Source organism: Treponema primitia (genome assembly GCF_046533075.1).
Taxonomy (GTDB): Bacteria; Spirochaetota; Spirochaetia; order Treponematales; family Breznakiellaceae; genus Termitinema; species Termitinema primitia_B.
In genome coordinates this window covers 1-24,736 of sequence record NZ_JAJQRB010000023.1, presented here as the reverse complement: position 1 = coordinate 24,736, position 24,736 = coordinate 1, and the positions used below count along the sequence as shown (strand labels likewise).

Genomic DNA, 24,736 nt, shown 5'->3' with positions numbered 1-24,736 from the left:
TAAATCATATAATTATACCTTAGGAGGATTTTATGATTCCAAACAAAAAAGCTGCTGAAATGACCCAGGCTGAATTAGGCTCTTATATTGATCAGTCCGTTTTAAAACCCGAATTTACCCAGGGGGAGATACGAAAATATATCCAGGAAGGGATTGACTATCAATGTAAAACCGTGTGTATTAACCCCGCTTCTATTCCTATAGCAAAGGAACTATGCATCAATACTAAGGTTGGGCTCTGTGTGGTCTGTGATTTCCCCTTCGGGCTCAGTTCCACCGAATCCAAAGCAGCCCAGGCGGAACTAATAGTAAAAAACGGCGGCATAGAGGATTTGGATATTGTTTGTAACTATGGGTGGATTCGAAGCGGCCTATGGGACAGGGTTGGCGCGGAAATAGAAGCGGTCGCCGGGGTTTGCCATAAATACGGCGTCCTCCTAAAAACTATTTTTGAATCCGATTCTCTGACCCTGGCGGAACTTGCAAAAGCTACGGACGTCGCCTGCATTGCAAATGCGGACTTTGTAAAATCTTCAACCGGGTTTTATACGAGCGGCGAAAACAAGGGCGCCACCCTTGAGGTGGTCCGGACCATGATAGACGCCGCAAAGGGCCGCGCAAAAGTAAAAGGCGCCGGCGGAATTCGGGATCAGGCCCGCTTTTTTGAACTTATCGATATGGGGATAGACCGGATGGGCATAGGCTACCGTTCAACTCCGGTGGTGCTTGGTATATCGAAATAAACAACAGAGCAAAAGCATTTACTTTCCAATCGCTGAGAAACTGCAAAGAAGCGGTTTACCCATCCTTTACTTTTTCCCCGCTTTCTCATCCTGTGCGTTCTGTAAATTATTTTTTGCCAAAGTATGATTAGGATCAATCCGTAACGCCGCTTCGTAATCCGCGATAGCCTGGTCGTAGTCGCCCTTATTTTGATATGCAACTCCGCGATTGTTGTACGCCATCGCATCATTCGGGTCAAGTCGTATCGCCTCGGTGTAATCCGCAATTGCCCGGTCATGGTTGCTCTTATTTCCATAAACATACCCGCGATTGAAGTACGCAAGCGCTGAGTCCGGGTCAAGCCGTATCGCCTCGGTGTAATCCGCGATAGCCCGGTCATAGTCGTCCTTATTTCTATATGCATTCCCGCGATAGCTGTACGCCACCACAAAATTCGGGTCTAGCCGTATCGCCTCGGTATAATCCGTAATTGCCTGGTCGTAGTCGCCTTTACTGTAATAGACATTCCCGCGACTGTTGTACGTAAACACATAATTCGGGTCTAGCCGTATTGCCTCGGTGTAATCCGCAATTGCCTGGTCGTAGTCGCCATTATTTCTATATTCACTCCCGCGATTGTTATATGCAAGCGCAAAATCCGGGTCAAGCTTAATAGCCTGGTTATAATCCGCGATAGCATGGTTGGGATCTTTTTTGTTGCCATAAGCAGTCCCACGTTGTTTATAAGCAACTGCGTCTTTCGGGTCAAGCCGTATCGCCTGGGTGTAGTCCGCTATAGCCCGGTCAAAGTCGCCATTGTAATAATTATAATCAAATAATTTGGAAGCGGCAAACTTTTTTTCCAAATCCCCGGTATCTATCCGCATATAGCCATTGGCGTTAAGGGTGGCTGAGGGAATTCCATTCACCGCGCTTATTACAATGGTCAGGGACGGCGTAAGGTCATCAGCTTTGACGTTGGCGAAGCGCATTATGCGTACCGCACCCCTGGGCGCCGAAAGTTCCGTTTGCCCGGTGACAAAGTGCAGCGAACCGCTGTTCAGCGTAACGCTGCTTTTCCCGATGGCTTTGCCGTTTTCGTTGAGCAGCGTTACGTCAAGCTTGAAACCAAAGGTCTGTTTGCCGGCAAACACCACGGTTCCCGGCGTTTTGGGGCTTATATCCTGTAAAGGCCAGCCGTTAAAGCCCCAGATATTGCGCCTTCCGGTTTTTTCAAGCCCCGCCAGCAGGGCGTTGATGGCCGCAAAGCCGGCCTCCGAGGGGTCCAGGGCTATACGCATGGCAAGGTTCGCGGTCCGCTTCGCGTAATCCGTTTCGCCTTCCTGCATCAAATTCGGGTCAAAGGTGATCTCGAAGGGCGGATGCTCATTGAAAAAACGGGCCGCTTCCTTAAATGCCCCAAGCCAGCGATCACGGGCCTGTAGGTCGTTCACGATGCGTTCGCTTAAGCTGCCGCCGCTTATGGACGAAGACAGTACGTTAAGCCGGGCAAGGGCCTCTATCTGGGACGAGTCAAAGTTAATCGCCTGGGTGTAGTTGAACAGCGCTTCCACGGACGCGCCGCTTGCCTGGGCGGTAATACCTTTAGCAAGGCCGGTTTCGGAGCGAACCACAGCGGTATTGCCCGCTATAAGGGACTGCCTGCCGGCGGCGGTAAGCTGTACTCCCAACTGGGCAAGCAGATCCGCGCTGGCCTCGTTGATAAGCAATCCGTTTCCCTCTATCTGCCGCAGCGTACCGTTCTTCATAAAATCGGCCTTAACCACGCCGGTAACAGAATCGCTGACGGATAAGCGCAGAGAATACTGATCCCCCGAAAGTTTTTGGATAGTTCCGAACAGATAATATTGGACGTTGGTAAGCCCGCCGATTTTAACATAGTCCGCATCGGTGAACCTTCCGTTTACCGCTATATCCTGTTCGGCCATTATCCGATCCAGATCCTGCCGGCTGAAAAGGTTAATGCCGGAATATTTTTTGAAGTTGTTGTTCAACAGGCCCTGCACATATACCGGCAGATATTCCGGCGCCGCGCCCTGAGCTTCAGGAGCTAACACCGCAAGCCGTATCTCTTTGCCCCCGTCCCCCTCGAACATTGGCCCGGAAACAGCCGCTTCCAGCCGCCCAATCGCGCCCCGTGCGGAAATCTCCCCGTCCTCCCCGGAAACTTGTCCCCCGGCGCTGAAAGAAGCGCAGGTCGCCAGAGCCAAAGACAAGGCAACAAGTACTACTTGCAACGAAGTTCCCCGCGAAAGCCGGTAAAAAGTGGCTTTTCTCATATAGTTCCTCTTTTTTTCTTCATCGATGCTTAATATTAAGCCCTAGCAAATAAGGGCAAAACATCGGGCGGTATCGTCTGAACGCGCTGGTTCTCTTTCATACGGTCTTCTCCAAGTAAGATAAAATACATTACGCCAAAAAGAGGGGGATTTGCAAGGAGCGGGCTATAGAGACCAGGGCAAAAGCATTTACTTTTTTTATCATCCAAATTTCCTTAAAATGATATTATTTTGAAGAAAAAAGTGACCGCGAAGGCGCGCAAAGGCGAAAGTGGCCTCTTTAGCTGCTTCCTCGGCAAACATGACGCTTATGGTTGCAGCGGTATCCAGCATGGCCGCCCTGCCTTTCTTTGTTCCGTGGTAAACATCGGCGCCGCCTATACGTTCTCTGCCATTGCTTGGCGGAGTATTGAATTCAGGCGGGTTTGATACCCTTCCCCGGATCCTTTAAGCCACTCCAGAACATCCGCATCAATCCGAACGTACACCCCCTTTTTGATAGGCTTGTAGTTATCCATATTCACCATGTTCTGCGGCCGGCGGTGCGAGGGCTTAAGCTGCGCCAGCTGGGCGGCGGTCAGCTCCGGATTGTCGGAAAAATCAGTATTCTTAAAGGCCCTGATTTCCTCAGCTAGTTTCTCGTTTGTATTTTTCATAATAAGCACTCTCCTCATTCGATGTTGATTCTCTTGCAGATATTAAATGGCACTCTTCCCCGCGATCCTCGAAGATGACGGTCAATAGCATGGTTTCGGTTAATCGCCCTATGAGGATATACCGCTCGTCCCCTGTGGATGAGTGTGTATCATCATAGAACTATTGCCGGTAGGGAATATTCCGCCGGGACAAAATGCCTTTATGACGGGATATTCTTCCTACTCTGAAGGCTTCACGAATCGGTATACAAACAGCAGCCAGGATTGAATTGACGGTCTTTGCCTTGAGTTTGGTTTCTTTTTTAATCTGAAGCTGCAAACGATCCAAATCTCCGGCGCTTACCTTCCTAAGATGACATCCTGCCTCTTTTCTAGCGGCAATAGGGATTGGCTTCCAGACCTCAGCATCCTGCTTCGGTCCTCCAGCCCGGGGTTTTGCCCTGCCGGGGCCATCCATGGCCCCTTTCCTTCCCGCTCGAAGCCGCTCCCACTTGGTCGCGGCATCTAAAGAAGCGGGCAAAACCCTTCAATCCCTATTGCCGCAACTTTTTTGGCTGTATTCTAATTTTTTCTAGCGGCAATAGGGATTGAACCTATGACACTACGGATATGAGCCGTATGCTCTACCAACTGAGCTATGCCGCCGTTATTTCTCGGCTCGCGGCCCGAAGGGACGCATGCCGCCGTTTAATGGCTCACTTTACTAAATCCCTCTAATTTTGTCAAGTTTCGTTAAATTGTGATAAATCTCTTCGCCTATAAATAACCCGGTGAATTTCTATTACTCCCTCTAAAACAACATAGAAGACCAAGTAGTTTTTTACCGCCATTACCCGGTACACCGTATTAATTGGTTTTAAGGGGCGGTAAAGACGATGTTTGAGGGGATTTTCTTTAAGATCCGAGATTGACTCCTCAAGGGCATCCAGAAAATTGAGAGCTGACTGCGGAGCATTACCGGAATGAAGAACCTATTAGGCGCTGGCTGGTTTTTCACCGTAAATATGGGCGTATTCGTGGAGGAGTTCCAGGGCTTTTGCCTTGCACTCCCCTTTTCCGCAGCCGGTACCGATCTTGGTGGCCGCCTGGAAATCCTCCCAGGAACGGGCGCCCTTGAGGTAGGCGTTTTCCAGGTCCTTGTCGGTGATTCCCAGACAGGTACAGATCACCGTAGAGGCTTCCTTGAAAAGGCCCGGACGGCCGGTCTTGGCAAGGTAGTCGTCGATGGCCTTGCGCAGGGCCTTATCCCCCAGGACGGAGCAGTGGATCTTGTTGGCAGGGAGACCGCCCATCTTTTCCACCAGATCTTCGGGTTTGATGGTGTAGGCGTCCTTGATGTTCATACCCTTGATCGTCTCGGAGAGCACGCTGGTGGATGCGATGGCGCTGGCACAGCCGTAGGTCTTCCAGCGGACATCGGTGATGATATCGTCCTTGATCCGCAAAAGCATCAGCATCTGATCCCCGCAGATAAGGTTCCCCGTTAAACCCCGGGCATCGTGGGGATAGGTAGACTCATCCTCCATAAGCACATTCCGGGGATTGGTAAAATGGTCTTTGACCGTATCAGAGTATAACCATTCGGGCATACTATACCTCTCTCATGATTGTACCGATGGAACTGTCGGTACCGATGATACCGTGGACATGGCCCGGAACCGGGCGATGATAGGCGGTACCGTATCTATAATATACTCAATATCTTCTTTAGTGACACCCCAGCCAAGACTAAAACGGATGGAACCGTGGGCTAATTCCGGCCCTACCCCCACAGCCATGAGCACATGGGAGGGTTCCAGGCTGCCGGAAGCGCAGGCTGAACCGGTGGACGCCTCAATGCCGTTGAGATCCATGCCCAGGAGAATCGATTCCCCCTCGGCGCCGGGGAAGGAAACGTTCAGGGTGTTGGGCAGCACATCCGTGGGATGGCCGTTGATGGTGATGTTCGGGACCTTTGCTAAAAGACCATCCCGCAGTTGGTTGCGCAGGACCCGGATATCCCGGCCATAGGCTTCCAGGTTTTTTTTGGCCAGTTCCGCCGCCTTACCGTAGCCCAGGATACCAATGTTGTTATAGGTTCCCGCCCGGAAGCCATCCTCCTGGTGCCCCCCGTGGATCAGCGGGAAGAGGGGTGATCCGGGCCGCACATAGAGGGCGCCTATGCCTTTGGGACCGTAGATTTTGTGACCCGACATGGTCAGATAGTCCACCTTAAGATCATCCACATTAACGGGGATCTTCCCTGCAGCCTGTACCGCATCGGTATGCATCCAGGCTCCGGCGGCCTTTGCCAGTTCTGCTATCTCTTTTATATCCTGAATGGTCCCGATTTCGTTATTGGCCATCATCACCGAAACCAGGAGGGTCTTTTCACTGAGCACCTTCCGATATTCATCCATTTTAACCTTACCGTATTGGTCCACCGGCAGGAAATAAACCGTAAAACCCAAGGATTTGAGGTAGGCGGCGGAATTGAGCACACAGGGATGCTCGATGGCGGTGGTGATAATTTCAGTCCGGCCCCCAAGCGGCTTCCCGGCGGAATCTGAAGCCAGGCGCCGTATGGCTTGGAACACCGTATTATTCGATTCCGAACCGCCGGATGTGAAGATCACCGTTTTAGCGGGAGCCCCAATCAGATCCCCCACGGCTTTCCGGGCTTCCTCAAGGCGGGCATGGGCATGACGGCCGGAGCTGTGCATACTGGAGGCGTTTCCGTAGATCTCGAAATCCTCTATCATCCCGGCTTTGACCGCATTATTTAAAGGGGTAGTTGCATTATAATCCACATAAATTCTTCGTTTTTCCATATTCTGCACTCCATCGTTTTATACAATAGGACGTACTAATCCCTAGCTTTCACATGGTATTAATATACTATATTTTTTTCTCGTTGACTATACTAATCATACCTTTTCAGTCAGTTAAATTCAATTCCCTATGACAATTTTTTGACTATAGTAATGGAAACAAAAACCGGGTATAGTAGTTCACCATGATTTTCTCTGCGAATGACCCCAATTTAAGTGATTCTCTGTTGGATAAGGCCCTGGGGGAACTGATTCTTTCCGCCTCGGGCTGGCGGGGAGTATTCGCTGCGGATGGGAATGAAGAAAGCGCCGCCGGGGATATTAGCCCTGCCCATGGTCTTATCGCTGCCGTTGCGGCTGCAGTTTTTGCGGATTACCTGAAAAAGACCTTCCCTGCTCCGCGGGTGATCGTAGGCATGGATACCCGACCCACAGGACCGGCCATAGCGGATGTGATAATCCGTGCCCTGTTGGTTTTGGGCTGCGGGGTCAACTATGTTTCTGTCACCGCCGCCCCGGAAATCATGGCCTTTGCCCGCCGGGGTAAATCCGATGGCTTTGTGTATATTTCGGCAAGTCATAATCCTATAGGGCATAATGGCCTCAAATTTGGCCTTACCGATGGCGGTGTTCTGCCGGGCGCCGAAGCCCTGCCCATTATCGAAGAATTCCGCCGCCGTATGACCTTAGGGGATCGTATCCCCCAGGCCATGGGGCTGATAAACCGGGCAAATACCAAGGCCCTGGAGGAAGTATACGCCGAAACCGGCAGGGTTAAGCAGGAAGCCTATCAAGCCTACCTGGATTTTATCCGGGAAGTAAGCGCCGGAGCTGCCTCCGCTCAGGGCGAGGGTATCCCGGGGCTTATCTCCCGGAATATTCGGGACCGGCCTTTAGGCGTGGCAATCGATTTTAACGGTTCGGCCAGGACCCTATCCATCGACAAGGAATTTCTCGCTTCCCTGGGGCTGAAGGTCCACGCTATGAACGATAAGCCCGGGCAAATTGCCCACCGCATAATCCCCGAGGGGGAATCCCTGGAACCTTGCCGCCTTTTTTTGGAGGAAGTCCATGCAAAGGACCCTTCGGTAATTCTCGGTGTCGTTCCGGACTGTGACGGCGACCGGGGAAACCTGGTTTTTTGGGATGATGCCCAGAACAAAGCCCGCGCCCTGGAAGCCCAGGAAGTGTTTGCCCTGGCCTGTGTTTCGGAACTGGCCCACCTGGTGTGGACCGGGGAACTCACCTACGATAATAAGGGTAACGCCCTGCAAAAAGCAGCGGTGGCGATAAACGATCCCACCTCCATGCGTATTGACCGGATCGCCATGGCCTTTGACGTTTCGGTGTTCCGCGCCGAAGTGGGGGAAGCCAATGTGGTAGGCCTTGCCCGGAAGCTGCGGGAACAGGGCTATGTGGTCCGCATCCTTGGGGAAGGTTCCGCCGGGGGGAATATCACCCATCCGTCGGCGGTACGGGACCCCATCAACACCATGCTCTCCCTGATAAAGCTCCTCACCATACGGAGCGAGGGTGAACGGAAGGGGTTTTTCGAACTCTGGTGTGATCTTTCCGACCAGGCCGAAACCTACCATCCGGACTTTAGCCTGGCCGATATCATCGCCGCCCTCCCCGCCTTTATCAGTACCGGAACATCCACCCCCGAGGCGATGCTTCAAGTAAAAACCACGGATCAGGGTCTTTTAAAAAGCCGGTACCAAAGGGTATTCCTCCGGGACTGGGAAGAAAAGAAAGAATCCCTCCTAAGCCGTTATGGTATCACCGCTTGGGAGGCCGCCGTTTATAACGGTATGGAAGAAAAGCGGGGCATCTCCGATTTTTCCGCCGCCGGACGCGGGGGTCTAAAGATTAGTTTTATTAACAAGGCCGGTCATAAGGCAGCCTGCATCTGGATGCGGGGTTCCGCTACCGAACCGGTATTCCGGGTTATGGCGGATGTGGGGGGCTCGGACAAACGGATCGAGCGGGCCCTTATCGAATGGCAGCGTAAGATGGTCAGCGAAGCGGACAATTATTTAGGAGCATAACATGGGTATACGGGGCGAGTTATTTTCAAGCACGGTTTCGCTGCAAAACAGGACCTATTTCTTCAATGTGAAGGAAAACCGCCTAGGGGATCTCTATCTCAACATTGTGGAAAGCAAAAACAAGGATACCGGCGGCTTTGAGCGCCAGTCGGTGATCCTCTTTGCGGATGATCTCCCGGAATTCCTCAAGGGCTTCGACGAATCCCTGCGGGTCCTGGAAAAGGCGGTCAAGGAAAAACGCCGCGCCGGCCCCCGGGAAGACCGCCCCCGCAGAAAGCCCCCTGCGGACAGTTCCGGGGACACGCCAAAACGAGGAACCGGAGATGAAGCCCCCCGTGATAAAAAACGCTATACCGGGAAGGCAAGTAGCGCTCCCCGAAACGCTCCCGGTACAAGTTCCCGTCCCGCTCCCGGCACAGGCCCACGCGCCGCTTCCCGCAGCAAGCCAAAAACCACCGACCGGAAGCCCCGGAAGGTAGTGGTTCGAAAGCGGGACCGGGATGATTAATAAAGGGATACTATTTTTGAAGAGAAATCCGACCGCTAAGGCGCGCAAAGGCGAAAAAGGAACGAACTTGTACCAAAACCTTTTGCGCCTTATTCGACTTCGCGGTTAAAATTCTTCAATTCATAGTAGTTTCTCAGCGATTGAAAAGTAAATGCCGGAGCCCTGATAGACCGACTTGCCTATCACCTTAATTCTAAGGTATTATATCAATATAAGGAAGAATTGTGGCAAAACAGAAAATACCTGCTACGCCTTCGGTTCGGCGCCTGCCGTCCTATTTAAATATAATTCGCCAGATACAAAAGGAAGGCGGTAAGTACATATCGGGAACTCTGATTGCCCAGGAACTGAGTCTGGAACCCATCCAGGTACGGAAAGATCTGGCAATTACCGGAGTTATCGGAAAGCCAAAGAAGGGATACCCAATAAATACCCTGATTGACGCCATTGAGCGCTTCCTCGGTTGGGATTCGATGCAGGATGTGATTCTGGTCGGAGCGGGGAATCTGGGCAGCGCCCTCATGGGGCACCAGGAATTCCGGCTCCACGGCCTGCATATTGTGGCAGCCTTTGATAAGAATCTACAGAAAGCCGGGACCACGATTCACGGGGTACGGGTATTTTCTATAGATGATCTGGAGGCTCAAATCCATAAGTTAGGGGTCAGGGTGGCGATTCTGACTATCCATTCCAGCGCAGCCCAGGAAACGACGGATATCCTGGTTAAAGCGGGCATCCTGGGGATCTGGAACTTTACCTCGGTAAAACTCAGGGTACCCGAGTCGGTGGTGGTACAAACAGAGGATCTTTCTTCGGGATATGCCATGCTCTGTGTGAGTATGCAGTCCCGTCAGGATGCGAATAACGGAACAGCCCCTTAAAACAGCCGCCCAGGCGGAGATGTTGGCGAATCGCCTGAAAAAGCGGTACCGGCATCTGCGGAAATGGGCCCGGCGAATTGGAACCGACGCCTTCCGTCTCTACGATCGCGATATTCCCGAAATTCCCCTGGTTTTAGACATCTATGGTGATGCTCTGGCGGGCGCCCTCTACGAACGCCCCTACGAAAAGGATCCTGCCGAAGAAGAGCGCTGGCTCGCTGCCATGGCCGGAGCAATTTCTCAAGCCCTGGACATCCCCCCGGAACGGATTTTCCTAAAAGAACGGGGCAGGCAGCGGGGCAAAGTCCAGTACGAACGGATCATCGACCGCCATGAACTTCAGGATGTCCGCGAAGGTGGTCTGAGTTTCCGGGTAAACCTATCGGACTACCTTGATACGGGGCTTTTCCTGGACCACCGAAAAACCCGGTCCCTGGTCCGGGCCGCGGCGCCGGGCAAGCGGGTTCTCAACCTTTTCTGTTACACCGCATCCTTCTCGGTCTATGCCGCCGCCGGGGCTGAATCGGTAGATTCGGTGGACATGTCCAACACCTACCTGGACTGGGCTAAAACAAATTTTGCCATGAACAAGCTGGAAGCCCTGCCTATCACCCCCCGGGATCTTATTGGTAACAAAGCCCTCCCCCCCTGGCGTCTCATCCGCGCAGACGCCCTTCGTTTCCTGGACGGCGCCGCCGCAGAAGCCCTTAGGTGGGACATCATCATCCTTGATCCCCCCGCCTTCTCCAACTCCAAGAAGATGACCACCACCCTGGACCTAAAGCGGGACCACCAAAGCCTTATCACCCAATGCCTCAAGCTCCTGTCCCCGGGCGGACAGCTCCTTTTTAGCGCCAACACGAAAAGTTTCAGCCTGGACCCACTGCTTTTCCCGGGAGTGGTAATTGAGGACATACAGGAAAAGATACGTGACGAAGATTTCCAGGGAAAACGGCTGCCCGCTTGTTATACGATGAGAATATAAGACATTATGATCCTACGGAGGTTTTAATGACCGGTTCAAAAAGGCGGCTTGCTGCCCTAGGCACGATGATACCCGAAATAACCCTTCCCGGCGGGGATGCGGACCTGGAAAAATGGGCGGTTATTGCCTGTGACCAGTTTACCCAGGATCGATCCTATTGGGAGGATATCAAGAAAACCGTCGGCAGCTCCCCTTCCGCCTTAAACATGATATTCCCCGAGGTTTACCTGGAAGACGCCGGCCGGGAAAACCGGATTCGGAGCATCCACAAAACCATGGCATCCTACCGAGCAGACGGCGTTCTGGCCCCGCCGCAGCAGGGTTGTATCTATATTGAACGAGGGACCTCTTATCACCAGCGCCGCCGGGGCTTAGTCCTGGCCATCGACCTGGAACACTACGACTGGAAACCCGGGTCTCAAACGCTGATCCGGGCCACCGAAGGAACCGTTCCCGAACGGATCCCCCCCCGGATGGAGGTACGCCGCTCCGCCCCTCTGGAAACGCCCCACATACTCCTGCTCATCGACGACGAGGCGGACTACCTGATCCCCGCCCTGGGTGAACGGGCCAAAAAAGGAACCCCCCTCTACCGTACCCCGTTAATGCGCGGCGCAGGGGAAATTTCCGGCTGGGCTCTGGATACCGAAACGGATTGGATGGTCCTTACGGAGGGGCTTGAAGAACTGGCCGGAAGATCGAAAACCCGGTACGGCGGCGGAAACCCCTTCCTCTATGCCGTAGGTGACGGCAACCATTCCCTGGCCACCGCCAAAGCGGTCTGGGAAGAATACAAGCAGGCCCATACAGGCGAAGAGAACCTTGAGCAGCATCCCGCCCGGTATGCCCTTGTCGAATTAGAAAACATCTACGATCCGGGAATCTCCTTTGAGCCTATACACCGGGTCATCTTCGGCTCCGGCTTGGAGGAAATCCGAGCCGCCCTGAGCGAGCTGCCGGGTTTTTCCAGCCATACCGTGGCAAGCCCGGCGGAGCTTTCCCAACTGGTGGCGGAGCTTCCCGCGAAGCTTCCTGCGGGGAACCGTTACGGGCTTATCGGCGAAGGCCGGTACATCCTGGTTGAAACCGAAACCACGGGCATCGCCACGGAGGAGCTCCAGCCCCTGTTGGACCGCCTTATCAGCGATAGCGGACCCGCCATCGACTACATACACGGGGAAAAGGAGCTTTTCCGTATCGCCGACAGGGAGAAGCCCCCGGCGGGCGAAAGACCCGTGACGGGCCTCCTGCTCCCGCCGGTAAAGAAAGCGGGGCTCTTCCAAACCGTAGCCCGTTCCGGCCCCCTGCCGCGGAAGAGCTTTTCCATGGGAGAGGCTGTGGAAAAACGCTTTTATCTGGAGTGCCGAAAACTATTTGACTAAAAAGCGCTATATTGGTAAGATAAATAACCCAAGCGGTTGGGTTATTTAACGATACGTTCATGCCGGCATGGTGGAATGGTAGACACGATAGACTCAAAATCTATTGCGCGCAAGCGTGTAAGAGTTCAAGTCTCTTTGCCGGTAATTCGTAAGTCTTATTTTGTAAGGAACCGGGGGCGGTGTCGTTTATAAAGCCGCTAACAATGCGGCTTTTTCTTCTTGAGTGAGAGTGCTGCAGAATATGCAGCCCTGGCATTTGGTATTGTCCTTGCAAGACAGGCAGATTTTTGACGGGCCTACAAGGGACGGCAAAAATTTGACCATGGAATCCACGGCTGCGGGCATGGACTTACCCATAACCCAGGCAAGGCGACAGACTGACACGGCAGCAAGGGCCGAAGCCGTACTTTCGACCAATTCCGGGGTGTTACGGGGCTGGCCCGTGGAGAGGGGGAGCGGAAAGCCGGAGGCTTGAGACGCGGGGAGATACTTCTCAATTACCGTTTGTGTGGACTATGACTGGAAAAACCGGGTATAGTGGAACAAAGCGGATGATCAATGAAAAGGAGCTGTACCATAATATGATAATCCGCCTTTTCCGTAATTTGCCCGATTCCCAGGACTGCTCCATTGTGTTTTCGGAACGGGGCAAGACCTTTAGCGATAACTCCCTGGTTGAAGCCTTGGGTAAGGCCAGAAATTTAGGGGTAAGTGGGCAGACAGCGCAAACAATTATCAAGAAAATGCCTTCCAATGAAACTGGGGTACTTTATGGTGAAAAGAACGAAATTAGCCTGGAAAAAATAAAAATGAGAAAGTAAGTTCAGGATGGTGAGGCAAACCTGACCCCCGAAGCACCGTCAAAAGGGACGATATTTTCCTTTCTCAATATGAATTTATGGCTCTGAGCAGGAAAAGTCAAGGGGTAGCCAGCGGTATAATTTGTTGTTTTTGAGTATTTTTTTCTTAGTTATTCATTCAGGTTTACAAAATATAAACGGCTATACTACCCGAAGGAGTAAGTATGGCCTTTTCCCCAACCCGACTCTGGTTGATGCGATCCTTGACCGCCTTATTCATAACGCTATCCGTTACACCATTTCCGGAGAGTCCATGCGGAAAATTATCGCTGAAAGAACTGGTAATTTATAAAACACCGCAGGCGCACTGCCCTATGCCATTTATCCCATGCTTGCAAATTTTTCAAACATGGGATATACTTTCCTTGAAGCGGCAACTGTTCAAATGTTGCCGGATTTATGTTCAAATAAAATCGGTCTTTCTGTTCAAATCCGCCGGATTACGCATTCTCCCCGGAAATCCGGAAGGCGGTGTACACCACCAATGCTATCGAGTCGGTTAACTACACAATTCAGAAAGTTGTTAAAAATCGGCAGTCATTCCCAAATGATGAGGCGGCTATGAAATTAATTTTTATGGCCTTGCAAAAAATATCAAAAAAATGGACAATGCCGATACGGGATTGGGTGGAAGCCCTCCATCAATTTGCTCTCATCTATGGGGATCGGGTTCCTCTATGATGCTGCCGTTTACACAAAATAATTTACAAGCTCCCCCGCGAGGGGCGTTCAGCGTGCAATGCTTATGATGTAGGACGAAGAAGCTGCGGGTGGGCCACTCCCGAACTTTTGCCCTATCGCCTTGGTGGCGGGCATCTTTTTATTTGTCCTTCTGAAAAATAAAATCCACGATTCTCTTAGTAGCCTTTTCTGTTGCTGTAACAATATCATTTTTGTCCCAAGTAGTTTTTGGGTACTTAGTCAGTTGGGCCGCAATAGCATATCTACTATCCTTGTAGCCAGATTTATCATGAATTGAACTCTGTGTCTTGGTCTTGAACCACTCATTACCTATCGACTTGTTAATGTCCTCTTCCAGCAATATTTTATTGCCTATCTTATTCACAATGTTATTAAACTCATCTTTGTCTGCGATTCCCGCATCTTGGCGGATGGAATCAATATCTCGGCCACTTGCCGGCATAATATGCTCAACATTGACATTTTCCGTGAAATCAAACTTGATGCCCTTACTTTTCGCATATAAATATTCGTTGAGATAAACCAAAATATTTTTATCATATTCAGAAAGCAGCTCCGAAATACGTTCTTCTTTCCAATTTTCACGAATATGCTTATTGAAATCTTTCTTAATGTCGGAAATTAAAATATTTTTATCCACCAACTTAATATCTTCACCAAATAAAAATGTCTTAAAGTATCTGCTTGAATAACCAGCATCAGCCAGTTCCAATATCGTGAATAATCTCAATAAACATTCACATACGTCCAATAATTTTTTTTCGGTAATATCTGTTGTTTCATACCGATAAAAATATCCTGAAAAATACAATTTTACATTTTCATTAAACTTTGAGAGCAATTTGACAATCGGAAAATCCTTAACCTTTTCCCAAATTTGTGTAATCTTCATTAGTTTACCACACAATACCAAGGGATCATCCAATAGCTCTTTTTTGATATCAGTGTAATATCGTCTTAGTCCCGGTACGGTCACATCGACAGAATCATTTTTCAGATATTCCTTTTCATATGCACGATTTATATACATAAACTGCATCAGTATCGCATTAATATCGACAATTTTTTGCGTATTCAAGTCGCTGGCTAAGCTATTTATTGCTTCCCATTGCTTGTTAAATTCATCCTTATTGCTTCCGGCCTTGGAATACAGTTGTGCCGAAATAATATCTGCATCTGAAAGTGGCATACCTGTCGAATTAAGCGAATTAAACATTGTAATCGCTTGTTCAATTTGCCAACTGCGTATTTCGATAATCTGACATTTTCCTAGAAACACTTTTGAAAATTGATTAAGTTCAGAGTCTGACTTGTCACAAAGCTTATTGTAAAAGTATTTGAAATTGCGGAATTGATTGGTGTATTTATTGTCTTTTTGTCTATGTGGAATTTTGTCGACTTTTTGTTCAGCTGCATTAAAATCTATTGCTTCTAAAATGAATTGCAGTTCATCCTTATGCAATTCATTGATTGATTTGTTTTCTAATATTAAAATATTTCTTGCTTTGGAGAAATCCTTCAGCATTGACGGGATGTCTTCATCTTCGGCTTTATACAAAATCGCCATAATTCTGTTACGATTACCTTTTAGACCCGCTTTAAGAGCATCAGAGTCTTCATCATAGTGGTTGTTCGTTGCTGCCCGTCTATCAAACTAAACTTATTATCTTCTGAGCAATCTACGATAATCGTGCCAAAAAAGTATGGGTCTTCTCCATCGGAATCAATAAACGCTTCAACATCTTGCCATAATTTGTCGCATTGGGTAATATTCCACGAATACGGACGTTGATATTCTGGAATTTCAAAGTTTTACGATTTTTTCAGTTTAAGATATTCACTGATTAGTTTGAGCGTAGGCTCAATATTTTTCGCCATTATTGTATCCCTTACAAATTACTATTTCCGAAGTAGTGGCGCTGGTAGCACGAAGGCGGCGGATGCTAATCGTCCTGATATATTATGGCATAGATCAAATTTAGAGACAATACCTCAAAAAAAACCGCCCCGCCCTGGCCGGTGGCGTTTGCCACCGGTATGATGGAGGTGGCGGTACCTCGAATTCTGAATTTTCTGCTTAATTTGAGCATAAATTTGGATGATCATCACCAAAATATCCATTTCCCATCTATAAATAAATTACTAAATGCCCTACACCATATCTTACTTCATCATGACAAACTGGAGCAACATAAGGTATAATTCAACTTGAGAGTTACAGAATCATGAAATTAATACCCGTTAACACTATATATAGTGTCTTATTGTCAATTATAACGCTATATATGGTGTTATTATTGAAGAGTTGTGATACCCTAATGTCTAACAAGATTCCAAAATATTTCGTTTCAAGTGTTAAGTCCCTTCAATCTTGGATCTATATAAATATATCAAGATTGAAGGAGCTGATAGCAATGGCAATTAACTTTTTTGAGGTCAAGGCAAAATGCGGGCATGTTGGTAGAGGTTACTACTATGAAGGGATATTCTACATAAAGGCTGAAAATGCAAAAGAGGCAGCTGCTAAAGGGCGATTAATACCGAGGGTTAAACATGACCATAAGGATGCGATTCTTTCCGTAATACCGCTCACATATGCGGAATTTAAAGCGGGATGTGAGGAAAGAGGCAATATTCCATATTATCGATGCAATAATAAACAAGAGCAAAGCGAGATTTATGAGGTTATTGCCTGTGGCATAGTCGAAGATCCGGAATTCTTACAAGAGCGACCGGCAGAGGGCTTCGACAGGAAAGATCGACTTGCCGTACTGCGCCGCATGGAAAGAAAAAACAACAAATACCGTAATTACTACGAGCCTATAGGAGCATAAGTAAACATGAAAAAAATAATTATCTGTAACATTATGATGAAGAATCGGCTCGACCATTTTAGATATAAGGTCAGTGGTAATAGTACCATAGAATTTGATGGGGAGGTTATTTTCCCCATCAATGGAGTCCTGGCAAGAACACTCAATAAAAATGATGAAGTAAAAGTTGTGTTACTCAAAAAAGAGGATATCAACGGTAACAGCGACCGTAACGTAGGTGAGTTTATGCGCGAGTTAAATCTCATCAACAAGGATATCGGTTCAGTCATAGACTACAAGGTTTTAAGTACACCACATAATGAAAGCCGAGAAATACAAGAGAAGCTGCTTAAAGATATAGTCGATGAATTTACCGATAACGCAGCAGTTTACGCCGATATAACCTATGGTACAAAATCATTACCTATTATTGTATTCAGTGTTTTGAATTTTGTTGAAAAATTTTTCAAGGCAGATATTAAAAATATTGTTTATGGCAAAGTTGATTTTGACAAAAATGGTATTCCCATAAATCCTGAGCTTTTTGATATGACACCACTTTTCTATTTAAATTCTATAGCTAATACAATGGAGTGTAAGGATAGCGATCAGGCAAAAAAACTGCTTGATAGTATCCTTACAGCGTAGGGGAATTATAGGGAATGAAAAGAGATAAGGAAAAATATGAAAACTTAATTAATCATTCTCAATTATTCCTTATCAAAAAAGATAAAGATGGCGATCTGTATGCCTCCGAGGAAAGACGATTCTTGAATGATTTGGCAGAATACCTTTCATACTATAATATATTTAAGCCTGATTATTTTACCGAAATCGGCCTTGAAATCATCGAAACAGCGCGATCGTGTATAAAAGCGTATGATAACAAGACAGGAGAATTTCTTCATTACTTTAACAAGGCATTAAGTAACCGCCTGCAAGTAGCAAAAGGAAAAAGAGCTGCACAGGAAAGACGTCAGGGATTAAAGGTTGGTGATGATACACTTATTAGAAAAATTGATAAGTTTGCGCTCATGAAAGGTTACGATTTGTCAGATATATCAACAGTTAAACGTCTATGCTCCGCTGAAAATATATTGGACATTATAGCCGAGTTTTGTTGTGTAGCAAAAAAAGATGTTATACAGGCAATCCGTACAAGGTATGAAACAGCAGTGCTTGGAGAATTCACGGTTAATAATGATGGAGACGAGATAAGCGTTTTTGATACCCTAAACCAGGGTTTATCTCCGGATATTATTATTGAAGGGCAGGATGAAGTTGTTGAATTGCTGAAATCAATTGCCAGAGCCTATGTAAATTGTAGGGGCAGCCAAAAGCCTATACTCAAAGAGCTTATAAGTATCAAGCTTATTCCGTTGGTATTAGAGATTGAATCTGTGACAGAATCATGTATGGAATATGATTTTTGGGATGTTGGAATTTTAAAACAATACCGTTTGACAGGTCTTGTTCCTACCGCCAGGGATATTGCGGCGAAATATGATGTAATGGAACAGAGCGTAAGCCGAACGATTAATAATTTTTTCACTAAGGCAACTTTAAAGTGTTAAGTTGGATTGGAATTAAGGCTATAGATTAGCAAGGAGAATAACAGTAATGAGTCTTAACGATTTTGTTTCAAAAGAACCAAGAGCCCTGCCGATTTTCATCCTTGCGGATAAATCTGGGAGCATGGTCGGTGAAAAAATCAATGAACTGAATCTTGCTATGCGGGAGATGCTCACTTCGTTAAAAAATGTAGATGACATCAGAGGTAAATTTGAATTGTCCGTTATAGGTTTTGGAGGTAATGTTGAGATTATGCAACCCCTGACAGATATAAATCAAATATCTCTACAGGAACTTCCTGCCAACGGCAATACCCCTATGGGAGAATCCTTCCAGGTTCTAGCGTCAATGATAGACGATAAGAATGTTGTAAGCTCCAGAGCCTATACACCCACGATTGTTCTCATCAGCGATGGGCAGCCTACTGATTTTAATTTAAACGGGAAGAATTACCTTGACTGGGAACCGCTCAAGAACCTCCAAAACAATAGCCGTGCTGCGAAATGCCAGAGACTGGCTATGGGAATAGGAGATGACGCCAATATTGACATGTTAAAAGCCTTTGTTAACAATCCTGAAATTCCGGTCATAAAAGCAAAAGACGCTTCCGGTATTTCGGCCTTTTTCAGGTGGGTAACAATGTCTACAATCAGCAGAATGAACAGCGTGAATCCTAATGCGACCGTTGTGCCGCCCCCGGTTTTTAACTCCGACTCTGTTGAAATAATTATATGACAGTAAAACAGGAGCAAGCCGATAGGCTATCATTCCTGGGAATTTCGCATATTGGCGAATCCCATATCAAGAAAGGTAGCCAAAATCAGGACGCTATCGCTTTCAATTTATTTGGTGACTCTTTTTTCATTGCTGTTTCTGACGGTCTGGGTTCATGCAAACGATCCCACATAGGGGCACAAACAGCTGTTTCACTTTGCAATGAAATTTTTCTTAAAGTCATGGATAATCATCTGGATTTCCTCCCCAACGTCATCGTTGATGAAATTTTAGCATTATGGCTCAAATCTTTTTCCGAAGCTGAACTTAAAGAATATTCAGCTACGTTAAAAGCTGTATTTTTGAAAGACGGCACTATTATTGCGGTTTCAATAGGCGATGGTTTTTTATTCATACAAACAAATGGTAAAATCCATACTCTTGAAGGTAAAGGTGGTGATTTTGTTAATGAAACTGAGTGTCTGTCATATGCTTTGAAGGAAAGTGATGTTAAGACATTAAAATTAAGTAAAGGAAATGAACTTTCCATTCTATTATGTACTGATGGGATATCCAGCAGTATAACTGATGGAATGGAACAGGCGTTCTTTGAGGAAATTTCAGCAATTGACGATATCAAGGATCTACAAGATCAGTTAATAGCTATGCTTTCCGAAATCTCAAAGGTAAATACCGATGATAAGACTATAGGGATAGTTAAAAATGCTTGAGAAATTTCAAGATCTTGTCGGTAAAATAATAATAACTAAAAGTGGGAACAGATATACCCTTACTGAAACTGCCGGTAGCGGTGCCCAAGGAATAGTTTATAAAGAATCCCAAGGTAAGTACATGGTAAAATTCTATTATCCCAGCAGTATTCGCCAGATAGATAACGATATTCTTGAAAAACTGGTATTTATACAGAAAGTCCAGAAACCGGGAAATTTTGTTGCTATCCGGGATCTTATTGATACTCCTTATATCGGTTATGTCATGGACATGGTAGTTGAGCATAAACCGCTTAACACTTATCTCATACCCAATAAAAATGAGAATTTTGCAGATTGGTATAATTCTGGTTATGGCCTTCGTGAGAGGTTATACATCGGTTATGTTATTGCAAAAGCTTTTCATGCCCTTAGCGAAGACAACCTTTCTTACTGCGATATATCGGGCAATAATATCCTTGTTAAGTTCAGCAACACAGCGGTCTCTGTCCGTATGATTGATATAGATAATATTTATGTTGCGGGCAGGGGACAGAGTTCCGTTCTTGGTACGCCAAGATACATAGCACCTGAAGTGGTTAATAAAACTCATAATCCAGATATTTTTACGGATAATTATTCTTTGGCGGTAATCCTGTTTGAACTTCTCCGTGTAGGTCATCCCTATGTAAGTGACGAGATAGAAGATGGTACGCCCGAAGATGAAGAAGCTGCGTATGCTGGTAAAACTGGTTATGTGACTGACCAAAATTCAAAAAACATGCTTCCCGCGTATGTCGCTTTTACCGATACTCTTAAAAATCTGTTTAAAAAATGTTTTATTAATGGCAAAAAAAATCGCATGGAAAGACCTTCAGCGCAGCAATTTGAGCTGGCCTTATTAGATGCTGTCAATAAAGTTATAAAATGCCCATCCTGTGGATCATGGCATTATCCTCGAAGAGAGAATGATAAATATACCTGCCCTTGGTGTGATTCAGAATCTAAACCACTTGCATTCCTAACTTTTTATGATGAATTGTTTGAAGTAAATTCAGATATTACAGAGGCATTAAAAGAAGGAAAAGAAAAACCTGTGTCATCTTATATATTACGGGAAGGGAAAAATTACATACATAGTTCTTATATTTTGCGCTCAGTAAACAGCAATAACCTCAACTGGGGAGGTCGGAATGATAAGTATTTAACCATTGCGAAAGATGCTGATGGTTATCATGCTTACAATGAATTCTCCAAAGCAAAGATATTCGTTAAAAAGTACGTATCTGGTGAGATGGTGCTGGTTGAGCCGCATAAAGATCAGCCTCTTATAAGTGGCGATAAAATATTCTTTGACAGTCCCGATAATAAAGATGCAATCAAGAACAATGATAAACAATTTAAATTAATCCGTAGCGCTCTTTTTGCGGAGGTCAATCAATGAAAATATCAGATTTATATGCGGCAAAAGGGGAAAAAGTAAAATTACGCGCCCTTAGTAGGTTAAAACAGGAATATGCCGGAAAATTCGTCCGATTACGGCAAATTGGAGAGAATGAATTTCAGGTAGCTCCCTTTGGCTGCGATTCTGATGAATTTATTGTTGACAAGCCCACAGCAGACAATATTAAAGAAAATATCGAATTGGAGAAGAATGGCTCCCAATGGAATTTCTTTGTTGCAGAGGAAACAATTCATGGTCAAAAAGCTGATCATATTCTCGTTCAAATTTATACATTTGCAAGTAAAACCGAATATACCACTCCAATTATAATCAATATTTCTGAAGGTATTTTAGAGAAAACAAGTATAGATGAAATTAAAAATAAATTTGTTTTCAATGATATTGGTGAACCAGCTATTTTTGCTCTTCGCTATAAAGATAATAAGAAAACAGATATACGACTTATATCTGAAAAGCAATTTTTACATATCAAAAATACTCCCCGTGGTTTGATAGCTACAAATTTGCGCCATGACAGAGATAAAACTAATATGCCTATCGATGTCTATTTTGCCCCTGACATACAATTTGTACGAGAATCAGAATCAAAAATTGGCGATGAAAAATTCAGTCAAGATCTGGACAATATAAGCAGTGCGGCAACATATTTCGATAGATGGGATGCTTACAACAAACTTGCCAGTAAAGAAATGGCTAACAGGAAGTCTGAATTTGGAGAAATTAAATACCTTCGATACGAAAAAATGACAACTGAAAACGGTTTTTCATTTATGTTCTCAGTTGAAGAATCGCCTGATAAGTCTCTATATGGTGAATCGTTGGCAGTTAAAGATGCTGCTATTTTTAAAGACGGAAATCCTGGGGAAGTCTGGGTAGGTAAAATCAGTCGAATTGATAATGCATGTATTGAAACCATACTTGAAAAAGATGACGCCATAATCAACATACCGGATAAAGGATCATTAGTGCTTTCTGATATAGGGGACCGGTTTATTATAAGACGGAGAAATAAAGCAAAAGACAGGATGTTGAGCGGTCATTCTCCAATACGTAAAATCGTAGGACTTATAGAAGAAGGTGTTTCTGAATATTTCTTTGACAGTAATTGGACTTTTAATCCAGCAATCACCTCAGAATTAGAGAAAAATTTTCCTAAATCAAAATCTTTAAATGCCCAACAGCAAAAAGCGCTTGATTTGGCTATCAATACTCCAGACATCGCTATAATCCAGGGACCTCCTGGTACTGGAAAAACTACGCTAATAAAAGCTATTTGTGAACGTTTTCAAGAAATATTTGAGAGAGATAATGGATCTCGCCCAAGAATTCTTATTTCAAGTTTTCAAAATGACGCCGTTGATAACGCGATTTCAAATGCCCTTCCTGGGGATCTACCGGCTTTCCGGATTGGAAAAAAGAGAGAAACTAATTACAAAGCCAGCATTGATGCCTGGGTTGCAGAAGTAAAACAAAACCTTACAGCCAAGATAAATGAGAAATCCTTTTTTGAACTTGCTGCAATAACTTCCAATCTTTCTGACAGCTATTACTCTTATAGAAATACTGGCGAAAAGATTCAAGATGGAATTAGAATTATCGAGTCATATTTAAATATAAACGACATGAAATTTCCCGATGCAATACGAGAAAATGCGTTACGGATAGTAAAACAGTATAAGCAGCGTATTGGTTCTGGCGTTGTTGAGCAGGATGAAATAGTCCCCTATATTCAATCGTTGCGGATAAAAAAGGAAGCTTTCAGTGATGATGGCTTAAAATGTATTAAACGACTCCTTGCACATATAAAGAACAGGACCGACCTTGTCATCTCTCAAGAAGTTCTTGATAATTTACATGCGCTTTTAGATAACGGAGTCGATAATCAAGAGAATTTCACTAATTATATTTATTCTGTAAAGGTTTTGCAAGACAAATATTGTCCTACCGAAGAAAAAGTGAATATTGATGATACTACAGTGATAGATGACTGCATTCAGGAACTTGCTGCATCATTAGATGTGAATAAATATTCTCTTGCCGTCAATCTTGAAGCGAAAAAATCCCTTGTTGTTGGAGAGTTTCTTGAGAGATTTGAGAATGAAGCCCAGGATCTCGTCCAAAAATACTCCTTAACGACTGCGGCAACTTGTCAACAGGCTTTGTCTTTATCAGGGAATAATGACGAATCCTATAACTTAGTTATTGTTGATGAAGCTGCCCGTGCTACTCCGTTGGATCTTTTTATTCCCATGTCTATGGGTCGTAAAATTATCCTTGTAGGAGACCATAAGCAGCTTCCCCATATGCTGGAACCTGATGTCCTAAAACTTATTCTCGAAGATCCCCAATACAAAGACTTATCGGGACTTGAAATAAGCCTTTTTGAACGGCTTTTTGATATGTTTAGCAGAATTCCTCGTCCAAAAGCTCTATTATTGGACACCCAATACCGTATGCATCCCGATATATCTACATTTGTAAGCGAAGCCTTTTATAATAATGAACTAAAATCCGGCGTAACCGTAGATGAAAGACTTATCCCGAATGAACTTTTTAACGGTAAAGCCTTGGCTTATATAAATATTACAAAAAACAAGGGTATGGAGCATGGTGGAATTTCAAAATCCCGGCCTGAGGAAGCAAAGGCTATAGCTAATGATGTGAAAAAAGTGATAACTAAATGCCCTGATAAGACTATAGGTATAATATCCTTTTATTCTGCCCAAAAAGAAAGAATACTCGAAGAAATAAGCAAAGAACTTAACGCTGAACAGATGGTTAAGATCGAGTGCGGAACCGTAGATGCTTTTCAGGGTAAAGAGTTTGATTATGTGTTTCTGTCCTGCGTCCGTTCCAACAATTACAAAAATGACGAGAAGAAAAGTGTCGGTTTTCTGGTTAAACCAAATCGTATTTGCGTAGCTCTTTCACGGGCTAAATATCATCTTTCGGTCTACGGCGATTCAGAGACCATAAACGCGGTGCCCTGCTTTAAACTGCTTTATGAAAAATGTAAGGAAAAAGGGGAAGGATATTACCATGAATATTGAGATTATAAAATTGCGTAATTTTCAAGGAAATCCTTCTTCAATCGATTTGGCTTTACCTATTATTGCCTTTGAGTGTGAGGCATATATTCCGCAGGATAATGAACTTGACGCTTATCAAGAAGCTGTATTGAAACTTGTTTCTATTGGGCTGGCAGAGAATGGCATAAGAAATACCTTAGGTATAACCCAGAGCTTATGCGGTGATATATTCAACACTTTAAAAGATCAAAGTTTTCTAAATAAAGAAAATAGTAAATGGGAATTATCTGAAAAAGCTACAAAAGCATTATATAATACAAATACCAATGAAATATCTGATACTTCCAGATTTGGATACATGTTTTTAAGCGCCATCAAAAAAGACCCGTTTTGGTTTTTTTATGAAGGTGATATTCATACTCTGCCTCTTTCAGATCAATCTTTACTATATAAGTAGTGAAAAATGACCTTTGTGAAATATGCAAGGGGTCGTTTTTAGGTAAATCCTTATCAGACATAGAATTAAATCGGCTATGAATGGCGGTTTAAATCTTAGTTTGGCGGGTGTATGCAGGTAT

General features: G+C 45.5%; 24 protein-coding genes, 2 tRNA genes and 4 pseudogenes. 19 read left to right on the top strand and 11 right to left on the bottom strand.

From position 1 onward, the window contains the following. The first annotated feature begins 32 nt into the window (after positions 1-32). Positions 33-743 carry a deoxyribose-phosphate aldolase gene (gene deoC, locus LQZ19_RS04595; protein ID WP_411046478.1) on the top strand — a complete coding sequence of 237 codons (711 nt, stop codon included), beginning with the start codon at positions 33-35 and terminating at the stop codon, positions 741-743. A gap of 66 nt (positions 744-809) precedes the next feature. Here deoC and LQZ19_RS04590 read toward each other — a convergent pair whose 3' ends face one another. The 9 genes and pseudogenes from LQZ19_RS04590 to LQZ19_RS04550 all read right to left on the bottom strand — a co-directional run bounded on the left by LQZ19_RS04590 (position 810) and on the right by LQZ19_RS04550 (position 6,489). Beyond that, positions 810-3,023 (bottom strand): tetratricopeptide repeat protein, encoded by a 2,214-nt coding sequence (locus tag LQZ19_RS04590; protein WP_411046477.1) that lies wholly within the window; start codon positions 3,021-3,023, stop codon positions 810-812. 201 nt (positions 3,024-3,224) lie between these two features. Next, the gene (locus LQZ19_RS04585) at positions 3,225-3,356 is read right to left on the bottom strand and encodes a hypothetical protein (RefSeq protein WP_411046476.1); all 132 of its coding nucleotides are present in this window, start codon (positions 3,354-3,356) and stop codon (positions 3,225-3,227) included. A gap of 44 nt (positions 3,357-3,400) precedes the next feature. After that, on the bottom strand, positions 3,401-3,679 hold the full coding sequence (locus LQZ19_RS04580; RefSeq protein WP_411046475.1) for a BrnA antitoxin family protein: 279 nt from the start codon (positions 3,677-3,679) through the stop codon (positions 3,401-3,403). Next, positions 3,651-3,821: pseudogene (locus LQZ19_RS04575) on the bottom strand (BrnT family toxin); the annotation flags it as partial. The pseudogene LQZ19_RS04575 and the gene LQZ19_RS04580, both read right to left, overlap by 29 nt. 18 nt (positions 3,822-3,839) lie before the next feature. Continuing rightward, complete coding sequence (locus LQZ19_RS04570; RefSeq protein WP_411046474.1) at positions 3,840-4,199, bottom strand: hypothetical protein; 360 nt, start codon at positions 4,197-4,199, stop codon at positions 3,840-3,842. 52 nt (positions 4,200-4,251) lie between these two features. Further along, a tRNA-Met gene (locus LQZ19_RS04565) sits at positions 4,252-4,324 on the bottom strand. Positions 4,325-4,401: 77 nt separating this feature from the next. Then, a pseudogene (locus LQZ19_RS04560) lies at positions 4,402-4,617 on the bottom strand (type II toxin-antitoxin system RelE/ParE family toxin); the annotation flags it as partial. 36 nt (positions 4,618-4,653) lie between these two features. Then, positions 4,654-5,268 carry an iron-sulfur cluster assembly scaffold protein gene (locus LQZ19_RS04555; RefSeq protein ID WP_411046473.1) on the bottom strand — a complete coding sequence of 205 codons (615 nt, stop codon included), beginning with the start codon at positions 5,266-5,268 and terminating at the stop codon, positions 4,654-4,656. 12 nt (positions 5,269-5,280) lie between these two features. Further along, a complete protein-coding gene (locus LQZ19_RS04550; protein WP_411046472.1) occupies positions 5,281-6,489 on the bottom strand; it encodes a cysteine desulfurase family protein in 1,209 nt (402 codons plus the stop codon). Positions 6,490-6,674: 185 nt separating this feature from the next. Between LQZ19_RS04550 and LQZ19_RS04545 the strand changes: the two genes are divergently transcribed. The 10 genes and pseudogenes from LQZ19_RS04545 to LQZ19_RS04500 all read left to right on the top strand — a co-directional run. After that, the gene (locus tag LQZ19_RS04545; RefSeq protein WP_411046471.1) at positions 6,675-8,537 is read left to right on the top strand and encodes a phosphatidylglycerol lysyltransferase; all 1,863 of its coding nucleotides are present in this window, start codon (positions 6,675-6,677) and stop codon (positions 8,535-8,537) included. Position 8,538: 1 nt separating this feature from the next. Next, positions 8,539-9,045 (top strand): DUF3276 family protein, encoded by a 507-nt coding sequence (locus LQZ19_RS04540; protein WP_411046470.1) that lies wholly within the window; start codon positions 8,539-8,541, stop codon positions 9,043-9,045. A 224-nt stretch (positions 9,046-9,269) separates the two neighbouring features. Beyond that, complete coding sequence (locus LQZ19_RS04535; RefSeq protein WP_411046469.1) at positions 9,270-9,926, top strand: redox-sensing transcriptional repressor Rex; 657 nt, start codon at positions 9,270-9,272, stop codon at positions 9,924-9,926. Then, a complete protein-coding gene (locus tag LQZ19_RS04530) occupies positions 9,901-10,911 on the top strand; it encodes a class I SAM-dependent methyltransferase (RefSeq protein ID WP_411046468.1) in 1,011 nt (336 codons plus the stop codon). The genes LQZ19_RS04535 and LQZ19_RS04530 overlap by 26 nt, the downstream gene beginning before the upstream one ends. A 26-nt stretch (positions 10,912-10,937) precedes the next feature. Then, on the top strand, positions 10,938-12,293 hold the full coding sequence (locus LQZ19_RS04525; RefSeq protein ID WP_411046467.1) for a DUF1015 domain-containing protein: 1,356 nt from the start codon (positions 10,938-10,940) through the stop codon (positions 12,291-12,293). Between the two features lie 61 nt (positions 12,294-12,354). Continuing rightward, a tRNA-Leu gene (locus LQZ19_RS04520) sits at positions 12,355-12,437 on the top strand. Between the two features lie 79 nt (positions 12,438-12,516). Then, complete coding sequence (locus LQZ19_RS04515) at positions 12,517-12,768, top strand: hypothetical protein (protein WP_411046466.1); 252 nt, start codon at positions 12,517-12,519, stop codon at positions 12,766-12,768. A gap of 40 nt (positions 12,769-12,808) precedes the next feature. Beyond that, entirely contained in the window at positions 12,809-13,114 is a 306-nt protein-coding gene (locus LQZ19_RS04510) for a hypothetical protein (RefSeq protein ID WP_411046465.1), read from the top strand. A gap of 208 nt (positions 13,115-13,322) precedes the next feature. Further along, a pseudogene (locus LQZ19_RS04505) lies at positions 13,323-13,445 on the top strand (ATP-binding protein); the annotation flags it as partial. A 143-nt stretch (positions 13,446-13,588) separates the two neighbouring features. Next, positions 13,589-13,834: pseudogene (locus tag LQZ19_RS04500) on the top strand (transposase); the annotation flags it as partial. Between the two features lie 139 nt (positions 13,835-13,973). Here the strand turns inward: LQZ19_RS04500 and LQZ19_RS04495 are convergent. Next, complete coding sequence (locus LQZ19_RS04495; RefSeq protein ID WP_411046464.1) at positions 13,974-15,422, bottom strand: HNH endonuclease family protein; 1,449 nt, start codon at positions 15,420-15,422, stop codon at positions 13,974-13,976. A 20-nt stretch (positions 15,423-15,442) separates the two neighbouring features. After that, positions 15,443-15,658, bottom strand: coding sequence for a DUF262 domain-containing protein (locus LQZ19_RS04490; RefSeq protein WP_411046488.1), 216 nt, complete (start codon positions 15,656-15,658; stop codon positions 15,443-15,445). A gap of 515 nt (positions 15,659-16,173) precedes the next feature. Between LQZ19_RS04490 and LQZ19_RS04485 the strand changes: the two genes are divergently transcribed. The 8 genes from LQZ19_RS04485 to LQZ19_RS04450 are packed head-to-tail and all read left to right on the top strand — an operon-like array spanning position 16,174 to position 24,615. Beyond that, complete coding sequence (locus LQZ19_RS04485) at positions 16,174-16,689, top strand: hypothetical protein (RefSeq protein ID WP_411046463.1); 516 nt, start codon at positions 16,174-16,176, stop codon at positions 16,687-16,689. A gap of 6 nt (positions 16,690-16,695) precedes the next feature. Next, complete coding sequence (locus LQZ19_RS04480) at positions 16,696-17,316, top strand: hypothetical protein (RefSeq protein ID WP_411046461.1); 621 nt, start codon at positions 16,696-16,698, stop codon at positions 17,314-17,316. A gap of 14 nt (positions 17,317-17,330) precedes the next feature. Beyond that, positions 17,331-18,242 carry a hypothetical protein gene (locus LQZ19_RS04475; protein WP_411046460.1) on the top strand — a complete coding sequence of 304 codons (912 nt, stop codon included), beginning with the start codon at positions 17,331-17,333 and terminating at the stop codon, positions 18,240-18,242. A 46-nt stretch (positions 18,243-18,288) separates the two neighbouring features. Continuing rightward, positions 18,289-18,975, top strand: a complete 687-nt coding sequence (locus LQZ19_RS04470) for a vWA domain-containing protein (protein WP_411046459.1) — start codon at positions 18,289-18,291, stop codon at positions 18,973-18,975. Next, on the top strand, positions 18,972-19,685 hold the full coding sequence (locus tag LQZ19_RS04465) for a PP2C family serine/threonine-protein phosphatase (protein WP_411046458.1): 714 nt from the start codon (positions 18,972-18,974) through the stop codon (positions 19,683-19,685). Before LQZ19_RS04470 ends, LQZ19_RS04465 begins: the two co-directional genes overlap by 4 nt. Next, positions 19,678-21,108, top strand: a complete 1,431-nt coding sequence (locus LQZ19_RS04460; RefSeq protein WP_411046456.1) for a protein kinase domain-containing protein — start codon at positions 19,678-19,680, stop codon at positions 21,106-21,108. The genes LQZ19_RS04465 and LQZ19_RS04460 overlap by 8 nt, the downstream gene beginning before the upstream one ends. After that, the gene (locus LQZ19_RS04455; protein ID WP_411046455.1) at positions 21,105-24,179 is read left to right on the top strand and encodes an AAA domain-containing protein; all 3,075 of its coding nucleotides are present in this window, start codon (positions 21,105-21,107) and stop codon (positions 24,177-24,179) included. Before LQZ19_RS04460 ends, LQZ19_RS04455 begins: the two co-directional genes overlap by 4 nt. Next, complete coding sequence (locus tag LQZ19_RS04450; RefSeq protein WP_411046454.1) at positions 24,169-24,615, top strand: hypothetical protein; 447 nt, start codon at positions 24,169-24,171, stop codon at positions 24,613-24,615. The genes LQZ19_RS04455 and LQZ19_RS04450 overlap by 11 nt, the downstream gene beginning before the upstream one ends. The last annotated feature ends 121 nt before the right edge of the window (positions 24,616-24,736 follow it).